The 15,414-nt window shown below is 63.7% G+C and carries 16 protein-coding genes and 1 other RNA gene; 1 reads left to right on the top strand and 16 read right to left on the bottom strand.

The genetic code is table 11. The features are described from left to right. From ftsW to mraZ, 9 genes are read right to left on the bottom strand one after another with little or no spacing between them, the layout of a single operon-like run. Positions 1-1,152, bottom strand: a complete 1,152-nt coding sequence (ftsW, locus tag ASD99_RS04645; protein WP_027034940.1) for a putative lipid II flippase FtsW — start codon at positions 1,150-1,152, stop codon at positions 1-3. Beyond that, positions 1,152-2,552 carry a UDP-N-acetylmuramoyl-L-alanine--D-glutamate ligase gene (gene murD, locus ASD99_RS04640; protein ID WP_057142884.1) on the bottom strand — a complete coding sequence of 467 codons (1,401 nt, stop codon included), beginning with the start codon at positions 2,550-2,552 and terminating at the stop codon, positions 1,152-1,154. Before murD ends, ftsW begins: the two co-directional genes overlap by 1 nt. Positions 2,553-2,560: 8 nt before the next feature. Continuing rightward, the gene (mraY, locus tag ASD99_RS04635) at positions 2,561-3,643 is read right to left on the bottom strand and encodes a phospho-N-acetylmuramoyl-pentapeptide-transferase (RefSeq protein ID WP_056582906.1); all 1,083 of its coding nucleotides are present in this window, start codon (positions 3,641-3,643) and stop codon (positions 2,561-2,563) included. Positions 3,644-3,662: 19 nt separating this feature from the next. Next, complete coding sequence (locus ASD99_RS04630; RefSeq protein WP_056582904.1) at positions 3,663-5,120, bottom strand: UDP-N-acetylmuramoylalanyl-D-glutamyl-2,6-diaminopimelate--D-alanyl-D-alanine ligase; 1,458 nt, start codon at positions 5,118-5,120, stop codon at positions 3,663-3,665. Then, positions 5,117-6,571: a UDP-N-acetylmuramoyl-L-alanyl-D-glutamate--2,6-diaminopimelate ligase gene (locus ASD99_RS04625; protein ID WP_057142883.1), complete on the bottom strand. Its 1,455-nt coding sequence runs from the start codon at positions 6,569-6,571 to the stop codon at positions 5,117-5,119. Before ASD99_RS04625 ends, ASD99_RS04630 begins: the two co-directional genes overlap by 4 nt. A 54-nt stretch (positions 6,572-6,625) precedes the next feature. Then, positions 6,626-8,335 (bottom strand): peptidoglycan D,D-transpeptidase FtsI family protein, encoded by a 1,710-nt coding sequence (locus ASD99_RS04620; RefSeq protein ID WP_056582900.1) that lies wholly within the window; start codon positions 8,333-8,335, stop codon positions 6,626-6,628. Further along, entirely contained in the window at positions 8,332-8,730 is a 399-nt protein-coding gene (locus tag ASD99_RS04615) for a hypothetical protein (RefSeq protein ID WP_056582898.1), read from the bottom strand. Before ASD99_RS04615 ends, ASD99_RS04620 begins: the two co-directional genes overlap by 4 nt. A 3-nt stretch (positions 8,731-8,733) precedes the next feature. Beyond that, a complete protein-coding gene (gene rsmH, locus ASD99_RS04610) occupies positions 8,734-9,768 on the bottom strand; it encodes a 16S rRNA (cytosine(1402)-N(4))-methyltransferase RsmH (protein ID WP_056582895.1) in 1,035 nt (344 codons plus the stop codon). Then, positions 9,765-10,223, bottom strand: coding sequence for a division/cell wall cluster transcriptional repressor MraZ (mraZ, locus tag ASD99_RS04605; protein WP_056582893.1), 459 nt, complete (start codon positions 10,221-10,223; stop codon positions 9,765-9,767). The genes rsmH and mraZ overlap by 4 nt, the downstream gene beginning before the upstream one ends. A 411-nt stretch (positions 10,224-10,634) precedes the next feature. Between mraZ and ASD99_RS04600 the strand changes: the two genes are divergently transcribed. Beyond that, entirely contained in the window at positions 10,635-11,750 is a 1,116-nt protein-coding gene (locus ASD99_RS04600) for a cystathionine gamma-lyase (protein ID WP_057142882.1), read from the top strand. 9 nt (positions 11,751-11,759) lie between these two features. On the opposite strand, the gene ASD99_RS35090 is transcribed toward ASD99_RS04600, so the two are convergent. From ASD99_RS35090 to ASD99_RS04575, 7 genes are all read right to left on the bottom strand, one after another. After that, positions 11,760-11,894, bottom strand: a complete 135-nt coding sequence (locus tag ASD99_RS35090) for a hypothetical protein (RefSeq protein WP_274533681.1) — start codon at positions 11,892-11,894, stop codon at positions 11,760-11,762. Then, a complete protein-coding gene (locus ASD99_RS04595) occupies positions 11,830-12,012 on the bottom strand; it encodes a type II toxin-antitoxin system RelE/ParE family toxin (protein WP_244497621.1) in 183 nt (60 codons plus the stop codon). The genes ASD99_RS35090 and ASD99_RS04595 overlap by 65 nt, the downstream gene beginning before the upstream one ends. Continuing rightward, positions 11,999-12,319, bottom strand: a complete 321-nt coding sequence (locus tag ASD99_RS04590; RefSeq protein WP_056582887.1) for a type II toxin-antitoxin system ParD family antitoxin — start codon at positions 12,317-12,319, stop codon at positions 11,999-12,001. The genes ASD99_RS04595 and ASD99_RS04590 overlap by 14 nt, the downstream gene beginning before the upstream one ends. A 169-nt stretch (positions 12,320-12,488) precedes the next feature. Continuing rightward, positions 12,489-12,898, bottom strand: an RNA gene (gene rnpB, locus ASD99_RS05845) — RNase P RNA component class A. A 50-nt stretch (positions 12,899-12,948) separates the two neighbouring features. After that, a complete protein-coding gene (locus ASD99_RS04585; protein ID WP_056582885.1) occupies positions 12,949-13,674 on the bottom strand; it encodes a lytic transglycosylase domain-containing protein in 726 nt (241 codons plus the stop codon). A gap of 209 nt (positions 13,675-13,883) precedes the next feature. Beyond that, complete coding sequence (locus ASD99_RS04580; RefSeq protein ID WP_056582883.1) at positions 13,884-14,639, bottom strand: N-acetylmuramoyl-L-alanine amidase; 756 nt, start codon at positions 14,637-14,639, stop codon at positions 13,884-13,886. Beyond that, complete coding sequence (locus ASD99_RS04575; RefSeq protein ID WP_056582881.1) at positions 14,636-15,355, bottom strand: J domain-containing protein; 720 nt, start codon at positions 15,353-15,355, stop codon at positions 14,636-14,638. Before ASD99_RS04575 ends, ASD99_RS04580 begins: the two co-directional genes overlap by 4 nt. Positions 15,356-15,414 lie beyond the last annotated feature (59 nt).

Below are 15,414 nucleotides of genomic sequence, written 5' to 3'. Positions count from 1 at the left end.
TCACTCCGCCGGCACGGCACGTTGCGACAGGCCAAAGCCCATCTGCTTGCGCTTTTCCGGCCGCTTGCGTGTCAGCGCCAGCACCATACCCATCGAGATGGCAATGGCGATCTGCGAGGAGCCGCCATAGGAGATGAACGGCAGCGTCATGCCCTTGGCCGGCACCAGCTGCAGGTTGACGCACATGTTGATGACCGCCTGCAGGCCGAAGACGGTGACGAGGCCGCCGACCGCATAGCGGGTGAAATCGTCATGCTCCTTCAGCGCCGTGTTGAGACCGCGCAGCACGATGAAGGCGAAGATCGACATGATGAAAAAGCACATGATCAGCCCGAACTCCTCGCCGGCGACCGAGAAGACGAAGTCGGCGTGGCTGTCGGGGATGACCCGCTTGACGGTGCCCTCGCCCGGACCGACGCCGAACCAGCCGCCATTGATCAGCGCCTCGCGCCCCATGTCGACCTGGAACGTGTCGCCTTCGCCGGTGAGGAACTTGTCGATTCGCAAGGCAACGTGCGGGAACACCGTATAGGCGGCGAAAACGCCGCCGACGCCGGCCGCCCCCAGTGCGACGATCCATAGCCATGGCAGCCCAGCCATGAAGAACATGATGCCCCAGGTGCCGGTCGTCAGCATCGTCTGGCCGAGGTCCGGTTGCGCCACCAGCAGCGACACGACCAGCACCAGCAGCAGCATGGCGAACAGATTGCCCGGAATGTCGGGCTGGCGCTTGTGTTCGGCGAACAGCCAGGCGCACATGATGACGAAGGCCGGTTTCAGAAATTCAGAGGGCTGGATCGACAGGCCGGCAAGCGACACCCAGCGGCGCGCGCCCTTCACCTCGACGCCGATGTAGAGCACGGCCACCATCAGCACCAGCATCAGGCACAGCATGATCAGCGCCATGCGCCGGATCTGCCTGGAATCGAGGAAGGACACGGCCAGCATCACGCCAAGTGCGGGCACGGTGAAGATGATCTGCCTGGTGGCGAAGTGGAAACTGTCGAGACCGATGCGTTCGGCCACCGCCGGGCTGGCGGCGAAGGACAGCACGATGCCAAGCCCCATCAGCGACAGGAACGCCGCCAGGAACCAGCGATCGATCGTCCACCACCAGGTCGCAACCGGACTTTTGTCGAGACGGCTCTGCATTATCGTGCCCCTCCGATGGGTTTCACACCCTCGATAGCATTCGCAGCTTGCCTGAAGGCTTCGCCGCGGACTTCGAAATTCTTGAACTGGTCGAAACTGGCGCAGGCCGGCGACAACAGCACCACCGCCTCGCCGCTTTCGTCCTGGGCCGCATCATGCGCGGCGTGCTCGACCGCCGCGGCCAGCGTGCCTGAAATCTCGTAGGGCACGGCCTCGCCCAGTGTCGCCGAAAAAGCCGGCGCCGCCTCGCCGATCAGATAAGCCTTGGCGATGCGCGGGAAGAAGCCGCGCAACGGCTCTATACCGCCTTCCTTGGGCAAGCCACCGGCGATCCAGTAGATGCGCGCAAAGCTCGACAGTGCCGGGGCCGCCGCATCGGCGTTGGTCGCCTTGGAATCGTTGATGAACAGCACATGGTCCTTGCGGCCGACCTGCTCCATGCGGTGCGCGAGGCCGGGAAAGCTTTCCAGCCCCGACTGGATCTCGCCAAGTTCCAGCCCGACCTTGAGGCAAGCGGCAACCGCTGCCAGCGCATTCTGGGCATTGTGCTGGCCGCGCAGCGAGCCGATGCCCTCGAGGAAGGCGACACGGCTATAGCGGCCGTGCACCGCCTCCATCAGATCGCTGCCGTCGGCGAAATAGCCGTCGGTCAGCGGCAGCCGCTTGGAAATGCGGATGACATGCCGCCCGGCCCGCTCCAGCCGCTCGGCGATCTGCGCGCACCAGGAATCGTCGATGCCGACGATTGCCGTCTCGCTGCCGGCAACCAGCCGCTCCTTGATCGCGGCGTAGTGCTGCATGGTGCCGTGGCGGTCGAGATGATCGGGCGTCAGGTTGAGCAGGATGCCGGCTGTCGGGTTGATCGAGGGCGCAAGGTCGATCTGGTAGGACGAGCATTCGACCACATAGTGCCGATCGGACTCAGGCGGATCGAGCGTCATCACCGCGCGGCCGATATTGCCGCCCATCTGGGTGTCGCGTCCCGCAGCTTTAAGGATATGCGCCGTCAGCGCGGTCGTCGTCGACTTGCCGTTGGTGCCGGTGATGGCGATGAAGGGCGACGTTGGCGCGCTCAGCATCCGCTCGCGGCAGAAAAGCTCGATGTCGCCGATGATCTCGACGCCTGAACCGCGCGCGAGCTCCACCGTCCAATGCGGCTTGGGATGCGTCAGCGGCACGCCGGGCGACAGTACGAAGGCCGAGAATTTCGCCCAGTCGGCGCCACGTAGATCAGCGGTTGCGATGCCGGCAACGGCGGCCTTGGCCACACTTTCCGGATTGTCGTCCCAGGCCAGCACGTCCGCCCCGCCCTCGATCAGCGAGCGGGCCGTGGCGATCCCCGAGCCACCGAGCCCGAAGAGCGAAACGCGCTTGCCTGAAAAGGATGCGGCGGGGATCAAGGGGCTTCCTATCTCAGCTTGAGGGTCGACAGGCCGACCAGCGCCAGGATGACGGCGATGATCCAGAAGCGGATCACCACCTGGCTTTCGGTCCAGCCGAGCTTTTCGAAATGATGGTGGATCGGCGCCATCAGGAACACCCGCTTGCCGGTCATCTTGAAGTAGCCGACCTGGATGATGACCGACAGGATTTCCACGACAAACAATCCGCCGACGATGACCAGCACGATCTCGTGCTTGGTGGCGACGGCGACGGTTCCGATCAAGCCGCCCATGGCCAGCGATCCGGTGTCGCCCATGAAGATCGCCGCCGGTGGCGCGTTGAACCAGAGGAAGCCGAGGCCGGCGCCGATGACCGAGCCAAGCACGACCGCCAGTTCGCCGGTACCGGGCACGAAATGGATCTGCAGATATTCGGCAAACACGGCGTTGCCGGAGAGATAGGCGATGACGCCGAAGGACGCCGCCGCGATCATGATCGGCACGATCGCCAGCCCGTCCAGGCCATCGGTCAGGTTCACCGCGTTGCCGGCGCCGACGATGACGAAACAAGAGAACGGAATGAAGAACCAGCCGAGATTGATGATGAATTCCTTGGCAAAGGGGAATGTCAGCGACGACGAGAATGGCGCCTGGCCATTGTGCATGATCACCCAGGCGGCGATGCCGGCGATGATGAATTCAAGCGCTAGCCGCGCCTTGCCGGAAAAGCCGAGATGCGACTGCTTGGTCACTTTCAGGTAGTCGTCATAGAAGCCGATCGAGCCGAAGCCCAGCGTCACCAGCAGCACCACCCAGACATAGATGCTCGACAGGTTCGCCCACAAAAGCGACGAGCCGATAATGCCCGACAGGATCATCAGCCCGCCCATGGTCGGCGTGCCGGCCTTCTTGAAATGCGTCTGCGGCCCATCGGCGCGAATCGGCTGGCCCTTGCCTTGCCGCAGCCGCAGCGAATTGATGATGGTCGGCCCGAAGATGAAGACAATCAGCGCCGACGTGATCAGCGCCCCGCCAGTGCGGAAGGTGATGTAGCGGAAGACATTGAAGACCGAGACCTTGTCCGCAAAATCGACGAGCAGTGTAAACATGCGCTTTTCGTCCCCCGACCTAGGTCTGTTTTCTGGCTGTCGATTCAGCCGGGTATTTGCCCAGCAGCGCATCGACCAGTCTTGCAAAACCGATGCCCTTCGACGATTTGATCATCACCACATCGCCCGGCTTCAGCGCGGCAAGCAGCACCGGCTTCAGCTCCTCGACACCGGCGCGGTATTCCGTCTTGATCTCAGCCGGCAGCGTCTGCGCCAGCGCCCGCATCTCCGGGCCGCCGAGAAAGACGGTCTGCGTCCCGGTGCCGACGATGAGCTCGGCAAGGGCGGCATGCAGCTTCGCCGAGTGGTCGCCGAGTTCGAGCATGTCGCCGAGGACCGCGATGCGGCGGCCCTCGCCCGTCACTGGCGTCGCGTTGAGCAATGCCATGGCGGCAGCCATCGATGCCGGATTGGCGTTGTAGCTCTCGTCGATCAGCGTGATCGGCCCGCCGGGGTGGCTTGAAGTCGAGCCACCGGGGTGACGCAGCACATGGCGCTTGCCGCGCCCGCGTTCGGCCGAAAGATCGGCCAGTGCGAGTGCCACCTTGTCGAGATCGGCGCCGACCAGATGCGCCGCCCCCAGCACCGCCAGCACATTCTGCACCATATGGCGGCCGGGCGCGCCGACCCGCGCCGTCACCTCGTGGCCGCTGATCCTGGCGGCGATATCGGAATGATCCGCATGCAGTTCGCATTTGGTGAGCTTGAAGGTCGAGCGCGCATTCTCGCCGAAGCCGTAGACGTGCTCGACACCGGCGGCATGCGCCATCTTGTCGAGAAGCCTGAAGCGCGCATCGTCGCGGTTGAGGACGGCGGCCCCCTCAGGCTCCAGCCCTTCGAAAATCTCGGCCTTGGCCTTGGCGATCTCGTCCAGATTGCGGAAGAAGCCAAGGTGGGCGGCCGCGATCATGGTAACGATGGCGACATGCGGCCTCACCATCTTGACCAGCGGGCGGATCTCGTCGGGATGGTTCATGCCGATCTCGAACACGGCATAGTCGCAATCATCGGGCATGCGCGCCAAAGTCAGCGGCACGCCCCAGTGGTTGTTGAAGGACTGCGCCGAGGCATGCACCTTGCCGACGGCTTGCAGCACATGGCGCAGCGCTTCCTTGGTGGTCGTCTTGCCGGCCGAACCGGTCACCGCGATGATTTTGGCTTGGGAGCGTGCTCGGGAGGCCACTCCGAGCTTTTCCAGCGCGGCCAGCACATCTTCGACGACGATGATCGGCGCCGTCAGCCGGCCGAGCGACGGCAGCTTGCCTTCGGCCACCACCAGCACACCGGCGCCGGCCTTGATGGCAGCGGTTGCGAAGTCATGGCCGTCCATCGCCTCGCCCTTGATGGCGAAGAAGGCGTCGCCCGGCTGCAGGCTGCGGCTGTCGATCGAAATGCCTGAAATGCCTTCCGGCATCGGCCCGAGAGGCCGCCCGTCCATGGCGGCAACCAGCGCCTCGGATGTCCACAGCAAGCTCATGCGGCACGCTCCACGAGTGCTGCGCGGGCTTCCTCATGATCGGAGAAATGCAAGGTCTCGGAGCCGATCGTCTGGCCCTCCTCATGGCCTTTGCCAGCCACGATCAGCGTGTCGCCGGCATGCAGCATGGCGACCGCCTCATGGATCGCCTGGCGCCGGTCGCCGATCTCGATAGCGCCGGGGGCAGCGGCCAAAATGGCAGCACGGATCGTTTCCGGCACTTCCGAGCGCGGATTGTCGTCGGTGACGATGACGACATCGGCAAGCCGCGTCGCGATCTCGCCCATGATCGGCCTTTTTCCCCGGTCGCGGTCGCCGCCGCAGCCGAACACGACGATGACGCGGCCGGTGGTGAACGGGCGCACCGAAGCCAGCACGTTTTCCAGCGCGTCGGGCTTGTGGGCATAATCCACATAGACCGGCGCGCCATTGGCGGTGGTGCCGACGAGGTCGAGCCGGCCCGGTGCGCCCTTCAGTTTCTCCAACGCCATCAAGGCCTTGGCGACAGGTGTTCCCGTGGAAATGGCAAGCCCCGCCGAAACCAGCGCGTTCGAAATCTGGAAATCACCGGCCAGCGGCAGATCGATCTCGTAGAGCACGCCGTCGGTCTCGACTTCGGCGCGCTGGCGGTGGCGCTCGTGCTCGACCCGCTTCAGCCTGAGGAAATCACCATGACGGCCGACCGTCAGCACCTCGAGCCCGGCAGCCTGTGCGGCCTTGACCGTCGGCGCCGACCACGGATCGTCGGCGAAGATGACCGCCGGCGCGCCCTTCGGCAGCAGTGCGTCGAACAGGCGCAATTTGGCGCGGTGGTAGTCCTCGATGGTCGGATGATAGTCCATGTGGTCGCGGCCGAGATTGGTGAAGCCGCCAGCTGCCAGCTTCACGCCATCGAGGCGGCGCTGGTCGAGCCCATGGCTGGAGGCTTCCATCGAGGCGTGGGTGACGCCGGCATCGGCCAATTCCCGCAGCAATTGATGCAGGGCGACCGGATCGGGCGTCGTCAGCGAGCCATAATCGCTGCGGCCCGGCGCCACCACGCCGGTGGTGCCGATCGAAGCGGCGGCATAGCCGGCCTGCTCCCAGATCTGCCTGGTGAAGGCGGCGACCGACGTCTTGCCGCTGGTACCGGTCACCGCGACCATGGTCTGCGGCTGCTTGCCGAAATAGCGGGCCGCACTCAGCGCCAGCGCCAGGCGCGGATCGTCGACCGCCAATACCGGAACCGACAGCCCGGCTATGGTGCTGCCCTTGCCCGCTACGATCGCGGCCGCACCGCGCACGGCGGCGTCGGCGGCATAAACGGCACCATCGGCCTTGGTTCCGGCGAGCGCAAAAAAGACAACGCCCGGCTTTACCTGGCGGGAATCCGAAGAAATCCCTGTAACCTCCAGATCGACGGAAGCTATTCCCTCGACGGGCAGGATACCGGCTAGATCTCTGAGCTTCATCGAGTCCCGTTCACCGCAACAAAATAGCGCGCAGTTACCGGCGCGCCCTAAGAATCACTGATAGGAAACCAGCGTTGCACCATTTTCATGGCTGAAATCTGGCTTCACGCCAAGCATGGCAGCTGAACGCCTGATGATATTACCGGCCATAACCCCCGCATTCGCGGCCGCGACGTCTGTCATGCCAGGCTTTTCCGGGTGCGGGGCATCGGCAATCGTAAACACGAGGTATTGCGGATCGTCCATCGGAAAGGCGGCGACGAAGGTATTGAAATTCAAGTCTTTCGAGTAGCGGCCGTTGACGACCTTCTCGGCTGTTCCGGTCTTGCCGCCAACGCGGTAGCCGGGGACCCTGGCATTTCTGGCCGAGCCCTTCTCGGCATTGAGCGTATAGAGGTAGCGCATGCCCTCCACGGTCTTTTCGCTCACCACCTTCTTGGCGGTGGCCATTGCTTCCGCTTGCGTACGCATCAGGAAGGTGGGGTTCATCAGGAAGCCACCATTCATCAACGCCGCGCAGCCTACAGCCGCTTGCAGCGGTGTCGTCGACACGCCGTGACCAAAGGCGATAGTGAACGAATTGACCTGTTTCCAGACCTTCGGTTCGGTCGGGCGGGCGACTTCCGGCAGTTCGGTCTGCATCTTGTCCAGAATGCCAAGGCGATGCAGGAATTCGCGGTGCGCCTCGATGCCGACCATCTCGGCCTCCCTGGCCGACCCGATATTGGACGAATAGAGGAACACCTCCGGCAACGACAGCACTCGGTTCTTGCCGTGGAAATCGTGAATGGCCTGATGGCCGACCCGGATTGGATGCGAAGCATCGAAGCGGCTCGCCATCGTCGCCTTGCCCGAATCGAGCGCCATGGCTGAAGTGAAGCTCTTGAAGGTCGAGCCCATCTCGTAGAGTCCCGCTGACATCCGATTCAGCCGGTCCTTGTCCTGCGCATTGTAAGGATTGTTCGGATCAAAATCCGGCACCGAGGCCATTGCCACCACTTCGCCGGTCTTGACGTTGAGCACAACGGCGCCAGCGCCTATGGCGCGATAACGCTCCAGTCCGGCGGCGATCTCGTCGCGGACCACATGCTGGACGCGCAGATCGATCGAAAGCTTCACCGGCTTGAGATCCTTGGCGACCGCGAGGCCCGATGCCTGCAGGTCGCTCAGGCCCTGCTCGTCGACATACTTCTCCATTCCGGAGATGCCCTGGTTGTCGATGTTGGTGAGGCCGACGATGTAGGACGAGGTCTCGCCGCTCGGATAAAAGCGGCGCTTCTCGGTGCGGAAGCCGAAGCCGGGAATGCCGAGCTGCATGATGTCGGACTGTTGCTTGGGCGTCAGCTGCCGCTGCAGCCAGACGAACCCGGCGCCGCTCTTCAGCTTGTGGTAGGTCTGCTCATAGTCGATGTCCGGAAGCACCGTCGACAGCTTCTCTATCGCCTCGTCGGCGTCGACGATCCGGCGCGGTTCGGCAAACAGCGACGCCGTCTTGATGTCCGTCGCCAGCACTTCGCCGTTGCGGTCGACAATGTCGGGCCGCGATGCCGTCACCCGGCTCTGCGGACCGCCCGACATGTCGGGGGTCTGGAAGCCGAGATAGACCAGGCGGCCGGAAATGGTCGAGAAGATGCCAAAGAACACCGCCATCGTCATCACGATGCGCGTCCTGCCCTTGCCGCCGGTCGCCTTGCGGGCGCCCTCGACCACGATCGATCCGTCTTCACTCGTCCTGGCGCGACGCTTCAGCAGTTTGCCGATCATTGGGCGATGCCTCCGGTCACCACGGGATCCCTGCCGTCCGACGGCGCCTTGCCGTCCGAATTGTCCGCCATACCGCCCTGGCGTCCGTTCAGAATGTCCTGAATGTCCAGGGATTTGGCCGGCAGGTCGCCGATGCCGACGATCTGGCGGGCGCTGACCGGCTCGAGTTCGAGCTGCGACTTGTAGAGTTCGGTCAGCTTCTGCAGCCGCGACGGCTGGGTGAGCAGGCTCCAGTCGGCCTTGAGCAGGTCGATCGTGTCCTCCTCATAGCGGATCTGCGCATGGATCTTCTGCACCGAAGCCAATTGGTCCTCGGCCTCGCGCTTGGCCTTGTAGGTAAGGGCGGCGGCCGCAACCATGACGGCGATCAGGACGATGTCGCTGGTACGAAACACGTGCTACCTCTCCCCCGGCCGGTCGATGCCGGGAAGCTTTGGAAGGCCGAAAATCGAAAAATCGTTGCCGCGCGCCGGCGCCTCGGTGCGGATTGCCGCGCGCAACCTGGCCGAACGGGCGCGCGGATTGGCCGCCACCTCGGCGTCGCCGGCCGTCACGCCGCCACCCGCCTTGCGGAAGGTCGCGGTGCGCGCATGAGCCTCGGGCAGGTGACGCGAGCCGGTCGCGACGTCGGCCCGATCAGCGATGAAACGCTTGACGATGCGGTCTTCCAGCGAATGGAACGTCACCACGGCGAGCCGTCCGCCCGGCTTCAGTGCGCGTTCGGCGGCAAACAAGGCCTTGGCCAGCTCGCCAAGCTCGTCATTGACGAAGATGCGCAGCGCCTGGAAGACGCGCGTCGCCGGATGGATCTTGTCCTTGGGCGCGCGACCGACATGCGTCTCGATGGCGTCGGCCAGTTCCAGCGTGCGTTCGAACGGGCGCTTTTCGCGGCGAGCCTCGATCATGCGGGCGATGCGCCCGGCATGGCGCTCCTCGCCGAGGAAGCCGAAGATGCGGGCAAGGTCGCCCGGCTTGAAGCTGTTGACGACGTCGGCGGCGCTCAAACCAGCCTGCGCCATGCGCATGTCGAGCGGCCCGTCGGTGCGGAACGAAAAGCCGCGCTCTGCCTGGTCGAGCTGCATTGAGGACACACCGATGTCGAGCACGACGCCGTCGGCACTCTCGACATGCTCGTCCAGCGTCGAGAACGGCGCCTGCACCAGGCGCAGCCGGCCGCCCGACTGCTCTTCCAGATCGCGCCCGGCCGCAATGGCATCCGGATCGCGGTCGATAGCCACCACGGAGGCGCCCGTCGCCAGAATGGCCCTGGTGTAGCCGCCGGCGCCGAACGTGCCGTCGATGATGATATCGCCCTCCGCTGGCGCCAGTGCTTCGAGCACTTCGCCAAGGAGGACCGGAATGTGGCGGGCCGATCCGCCAACGGCGTGCCCATCTACGGCGTGAGGAAGGTCATCGCCGTGGCTCGCCGTCATTCCGGTCGCTCCCCAGGCTTCGTCCCCTGCCGAAGCTGCAAAAGTCGGGCCCTCGCCTGCGCCCCATAGGCGGCAAGCCGTCCCGGCTCCCAGATCTGAAAGAAATTGCCGCGTCCGACAAAGGCCACTTCCGCCGAAATGCCGGTGTGTTCGCGAATGAAATCGCTCATCGTGATGCGGCCGTCCTGGTCGAGTTTCAAGAAGGTTCCGTCGCCATGGCAGAAGAACGACATATCGTCCGCCGTCTGCAGGAAGGGATCTTCGAGCGCGATGCGCTGCTCGTAGCGATCGAGCAGGTCGAGCCCGCCGACATCCATCGCCGGCAGGTCCAGGCAGCGCAGCGCATAGAGTTCCGAATAGCCGCGCTTCTGCACGACGGCACGGAAATGCGCGGGAACGGACACCCGTCCCTTCGCGTCGATCCTGCTCACCGTGTTTGACAGAAACCGGTCCATTAAACGCTGCAGCCGCTTGCGCCGCCGCACCCCTCTCCATCTTTTCGCACGCGCCGCCACAGCGCGTTCCTTGCCCCGTATCAACCTCGTCCGCACGGGCAAAAACCAGCAAACGCGCAGCCGCCGCGGCTGCCCGATTGGCGTACGCTTTACCCTGACGCGGAACGAAGGCTTTGATGTCGAGATGGGATATCATGGGGCCCTATGGGCGTCAACGGGAATAGGCTTCACAAACACGCGCGCCGCGACCAATGAGAGCAGCCGTGACGGCACGTCTCGTCTTTATGGATCATTAAGCCTAACGAAGCGTTTAGAGCCGTCTGGCCCAACCGGACGCGCCTTGCCGCGAGCCGCTACCCAGCATAGCGTCTCGCCGCATCCGGTCGGTCACCAACAGGGTTAGAAATATCGATGTCTGAAACAACGAGCAGTCGCGCTGCAGCACTTCCCCATCTGCGCAATAGCGGGCTTGCCATGGGCGATTCCATTCCCCTGCCCCTGACCATGGCCGCTATTTTTCACGCGCCTGGCGACGCCACTGGCTTCAACCAGTACGGCCGCTTCAGCAACCCGACCTGGGATGCGGTCGAGCATATGCTGGCCCATCTTGAGGACGCGCCCTGCGTCGCCTTCCCTTCCGGAATGGCGGCGATCTCGGCGGCGTTTTTTGCCGTGCTCAAGGCCGGCGACCGTATCCTGCTGCCTTCGGACGGCTACCACACGACAGGGGCGCTGGCCGATCGCTTCCTCAAGCCGCTCGGCATCACCTACGATGTCAGGCCGACCTCGACCTTCCTCGATGGCAGCTTCGACGGATATCGCCTGGCGTTTGTCGAAACACCCGCCAATCCGGGGCTGGATATCTGCGATATTGCGGCCGTTGCCGACGCAGTTCACAAAGCCGGCGCGCTCCTTGTCGTAGACAACACGACGATGACGCCCTTCGGCCAGCGGCCGCTCGACCATGGCGCCGATATCGTCGTTGCCGCCGACACCAAAGCGCCCAATGGCCATTCCGATGTGCTGTTCGGCCACGTCGCCAGCCGCAATGCCGATATCATCGCCGCCGTGACCGGCTGGCGCGAGGTTTCCGGCAGCATTCCCGGCCCGTTCGAAGCCTGGCTGGTGCATCGCGGCCTCGAAACACTGGATGTGCGCTTCGACCGCATGTGCGCCTCGGCGGAGGTGATCGCGCGACGGCTGAAAGGCCACCGAGCGATCAGCGGCCTGCGTTTTCCCGGACTGGAAAGCGATCCGTCGCACAATCTTGCCCGCGCCCAGATGGAGCGCTTCGGCTTTCTCATCTCTTTCGAGCTCGCCTCGGAGGACAAGGCCGAGGATTTCATCAACAACTGCCAACTGATGCAGGCCGCGACATCCTTCGGCGGCGTTCATACCTCCGCCGAGCGGCGCTCGAAGCGGGGTGATGCGGTTTCCGCCGGTTTCGTTCGCCTCTCGGTCGGCTGCGAACCGGTGGAAGAGCTTTGGAAGGCGATCGAGGCGTCGCTGGACAAGATCAGCGGCTGATCGGACCGATCACGGGCCGAGATCATCGGCTTCGATGTTGCGACGGCCGTGCAGCACGCGGATGATCTCGATCGCGCCGTCACCACCGATACAAGGTGAGATAGTCGCCGACGAGCAGATGACGGATGCGGGGCACGATGTCATCGCGCGGCGCATCTGAGAAGGGATGCAAAGTCAGCAAATCCCACCGTCTTTCCAACGCATCCACGAGACGGATTGCCGCCCAGGGATCGTGGCCGGCAATGTAGTCAAGGTCGACCACTGCTTGGGGAAGCAGGCGATACTTCACTCGTGGAAGCCTTGGCCTCGGCCATTTTCATACATTTGGCGCGCAGACGTTCCATGATTGGCTGGCCGTCTTGCGCCGGCCCGCTGTCGATGCCCTCCTGCACCAGCTTGCGCAATTCCTCCAGCGTGTAGCCATGCAGATCGCGGCGGTCCTTCCATAGCCTGAGCGCATCGCGGATCACTTCCCTAGCCGACGCATATTCGCCGGCGGCGACCACGTCGTCCACCGCTTGCGCCAGTTCCGGCGACAGCGTGATGCTGCGTTTGTCGACCTGTCCCATGATGCGCTCCCGATGCTATCAGCCAATCCATGGTACGATTTAATTGTACCAATTTTAAGCAATGGCCGATTCCCGCGCGCGCCAATGGATCGCTGAACAAGCTTGAATCAACAGGCTCGCCCGAGGGCAACCTGCTGATCTCAAAATACTTCTCTTCGATATGGAGAGAATTGCCAGCTGGCCTGTAAGCCGGGTTCTGTATGGCCCTCGCCCCTTGCGGCGCGAGAACGTGGCGGCCATTCATCTTGGGCGCATGTTGCCATGCGCCTCATGCAACCTACCCGGACGGTGAGCCGGAAACAGCCCTCGAGGGTTTCCCCTCGCACCGCCCCTATTCGGTCTTGCTCCCGGTGGGGTTTACCGTGCCGCTCCTGTTGCCAGTCGCGCGGTGGGCTCTTACCCCACCCTTTCACCCTTGCCCCGAATCCGGCAAGCCGGATCGTGGCGGTTTGCTTTCTGTGGCACTTTCCCTGGGGTCGCCCCCGCCGGCCATTAACCGGCACCGTGTTTCCATGGAGCCCGGACTTTCCTCACCCGCGACCTTTCGGCGTTTGCGGGTGCGGCCGCCCAGCCAGCTGGCAAGGCGTATAAAGGGGTTCGCGCCCGAAAACGCAAACGAAAAAGCAGACTTATGCGGGCGATCCAAGCGCAGCCATCTGCACCTTGACCTTGCCGCAATAGGCGGCTGACACCGGGTTCATCCGCGTTGCGGCGTGTCCAGCATTGTATTTCAGAATCGTGCCGCAGGTCGTGCCGCCGCCGAGATTCCGCGCCATGGCAAGGTATTTCATGCCGTATTTGATGTTGGTGTCGGGATCGAACAGGCCCTTGGCGGAACCATTGTAGCCCATCATCCGCGCCGTCGCCGGCTTGATCTGCATCAGGCCGATCTCGCCGGCGCTGCCGACGATGTTAGGCCGGTAGTTGCTCTCGATCTTGATGACCGCCGTGGCGAGCGACACGGGCACGCCTTCGATCGCCGCATAGCGGGCCACGATTGCGGAATACTGGCCGGTGCTGGCCACTGCGGCCGTCGATGCCGCCGCGTTCCGGGCTCCAATCGACGCCGTTGCCATCATGTCGACGGTCCTGCGGCCACGCTTCGTCTGCCTTTTGGTGGATTTCTTCGGCTTGGACCAGCTTGCCTTTTCCGCTTTGGCGGAAGCCCGCTTCGTCGCCTTGGCGTCGTGGCCTGCCTTGCCGCTTTTTGCCAGTGCGGCCTTGCCGCTTTTTGCGGATGCCAAGACAAGCCCTTGGTCGGCCCGCGGGCTGAGTGGGGCGGCATGTGCGGCACTGAAGGCAAAAGTCATTGCGCCAGCAGCAAGAGCTGCCGTTAAAACGGTCAATTTCTGCATGTGATCCTGTTCTGTCTGAGCCGCATGAAGATGTTCACGCAGCAACGCCTAATCAATATCGGAATAGCTCCGGGGGCTGGGGGTCCGATATCTGCACGTCAGCCGTTTGACGCTCGAATTGGTGTCAAACAAGGCCAGGCAATTCACTTTGAATGACAGCTTGTAATTTAAGGACTGGAAGAGGTTGCTTGGTAGAGATCCTCCGGAAGTCAGGACCTGACGGAAGCAAGCAGCCTTTGCAGCGTCCGCAGCGTCGAGCCATCGGCAACGCCATCCACCTTGCGCGGCCGGAAATGCCGCTGGAAGGCCTCGACGACGATCTCCGTCTGCCGGTCGAAAATACCCGATATCTCGACGCCATAGCCGTAGAGCGCCAGCATCGACTGCAACGCCTCGACATCGCCGCCGGTGTCGCCAACTGTCAGCGTGGCTCCTCGCCGGACGGGCGCGGCCGCCACGAGATGGCCAACACCGGCATCGAACAGCGTCCGCCACGGGAACTTCTCGCCCGGATCGACTTTGCGCCCCGGCGCCACGTCGGAATGCGCCAGCACCCGCTCGGCGGCAATCGAATGCCGACCGGCGATCCCCTTGCACAGCCCGATCACCGCATCGATCTGCCGCCTGGGGAAACCGGGATAGCCCAGCGAATGTCCCGGATTGACGATCTCGATGCCGACCGAACAGGAATTAATGTCGGCGCGTCCGAACCACGAACTCTTGCCGGCGTGCCAGGCGCGGTCGCTTTCCCTGACCATCTGCACGATGTGGCCATTCTCATGGACGAGATAATGCGACGAGACCTCGCTGGCCGGATCGCACAGCCACGCTTCGGCCCCGACGCCGGTCGCCATGCCGGTGTAATGCAGCACGATCATATCAGGCTTGAGCGTCTCGCGCCGCGGACCGAAATTCGGCGATACCCTGACCTCGGCGCGTGGCTCGTCGGGCAGGAAGCCGCTCATGCGTGGCGCAGGCCCCGCTCGATCATCTCATAGGCGGCATTGATCGCCGCCACCCTGGTCGTCGCGATCTTGATGAATTCCTGCGGCAGGCCGCGCGCGATCAGCCGGTCCGGATGATTGTCGGAAACCAGCTTGCGATAGCGCTTCTTGACCTCTTCGAACGGCTTGCCGCGCTCGATGCCAAGCACGACATAGGGATCCCCGGCGCCCAGATTGACGTGCCGCGCCATGATGGCCTCGTAATGCGCCTCGTCGATGCGGAAAATCTCGGCGATCCGGTGCAGGAACAGGCCTTCGTGCTCATGCACTAGCCCGTCGGCCTTGGCGATGTGGAAGAGGCCGTCGAGTATGTCTTCCAGCATCACGCAGTTGGAATGCCCGGAACCGCACATCTGCGCCATTCGCTCGGCATAGGTCTCGAAACCGGCCACGTCGCGCTGAGCGAGATCGAACAGCCGCGCCACATTGCGCGTTTCCTTCGGCGGCACCTCGAAGATTTCCTGGAAGGCGCGCACCTCGTCCTGGGTGACGATGCCATCGGCCTTGGCCATCTTGGCCGACAGCGCGATCATCGCCACCGAGAAGGCGACACGCCGGCGCAGATCCGCATCGCCGGAGAAAACCGTGCGCACGGCCTCGACGACGTCGGCGACACCCGACGAGGCTGAAGATGAAACGCGGGTGATGAATTCGCCGAGGCGATCCCAAATCGACATGGCCTGCTTCTTAGTGCCACCGCCCCCCGCTATCAAGCCGGGACAGTGCCGCAGGCCTT

Origin of the sequence: Mesorhizobium sp. Root695 (assembly GCF_001428185.1) — a bacterium.
GTDB lineage: Bacteria > Pseudomonadota > Alphaproteobacteria > Rhizobiales > Rhizobiaceae > Mesorhizobium.
Note: the sequence above shows the minus strand (reverse complement) of the source record. Positions and strands in the feature narration are given on the sequence as shown.

Bases quoted from the DNA above. Each gene is read 5' to 3' on its own strand.
- ftsW (WP_027034940.1), bottom strand. From the start codon at position 1,152: ATGCAGAGCCGTCTCGACAAAAGTCCGGTTGCGACCTGGTGGTGGACG.
- mraY (WP_056582906.1), bottom strand. From the start codon at position 3,643: ATGTTTACACTGCTCGTCGATTTTGCGGACAAGGTCTCGGTCTTCAAT.
- ASD99_RS04630 (WP_056582904.1), bottom strand. From the start codon at position 5,120: ATGAGCTTGCTGTGGACATCCGAGGCGCTGGTTGCCGCCATGGACGGG.
- ASD99_RS04625 (WP_057142883.1), bottom strand. From the start codon at position 6,571: ATGAAGCTCAGAGATCTAGCCGGTATCCTGCCCGTCGAGGGAATAGCT.
- ASD99_RS04620 (WP_056582900.1), bottom strand. From the start codon at position 8,335: ATGATCGGCAAACTGCTGAAGCGTCGCGCCAGGACGAGTGAAGACGGA.
- rsmH (WP_056582895.1), bottom strand. From the start codon at position 9,768: ATGACGGCGAGCCACGGCGATGACCTTCCTCACGCCGTAGATGGGCAC.
- mraZ (WP_056582893.1), bottom strand. From the start codon at position 10,223: ATGGACCGGTTTCTGTCAAACACGGTGAGCAGGATCGACGCGAAGGGA.
- ASD99_RS04600 (WP_057142882.1), top strand. From the start codon at position 10,635: ATGTCTGAAACAACGAGCAGTCGCGCTGCAGCACTTCCCCATCTGCGC.
- ASD99_RS35090 (WP_274533681.1), bottom strand. From the start codon at position 11,894: ATGACATCGTGCCCCGCATCCGTCATCTGCTCGTCGGCGACTATCTCA.
- ASD99_RS04590 (WP_056582887.1), bottom strand. From the start codon at position 12,319: ATGGGACAGGTCGACAAACGCAGCATCACGCTGTCGCCGGAACTGGCG.
- ASD99_RS04585 (WP_056582885.1), bottom strand. From the start codon at position 13,674: ATGCAGAAATTGACCGTTTTAACGGCAGCTCTTGCTGCTGGCGCAATG.
- ASD99_RS04580 (WP_056582883.1), bottom strand. From the start codon at position 14,639: ATGAGCGGCTTCCTGCCCGACGAGCCACGCGCCGAGGTCAGGGTATCG.
- ASD99_RS04575 (WP_056582881.1), bottom strand. From the start codon at position 15,355: ATGTCGATTTGGGATCGCCTCGGCGAATTCATCACCCGCGTTTCATCT.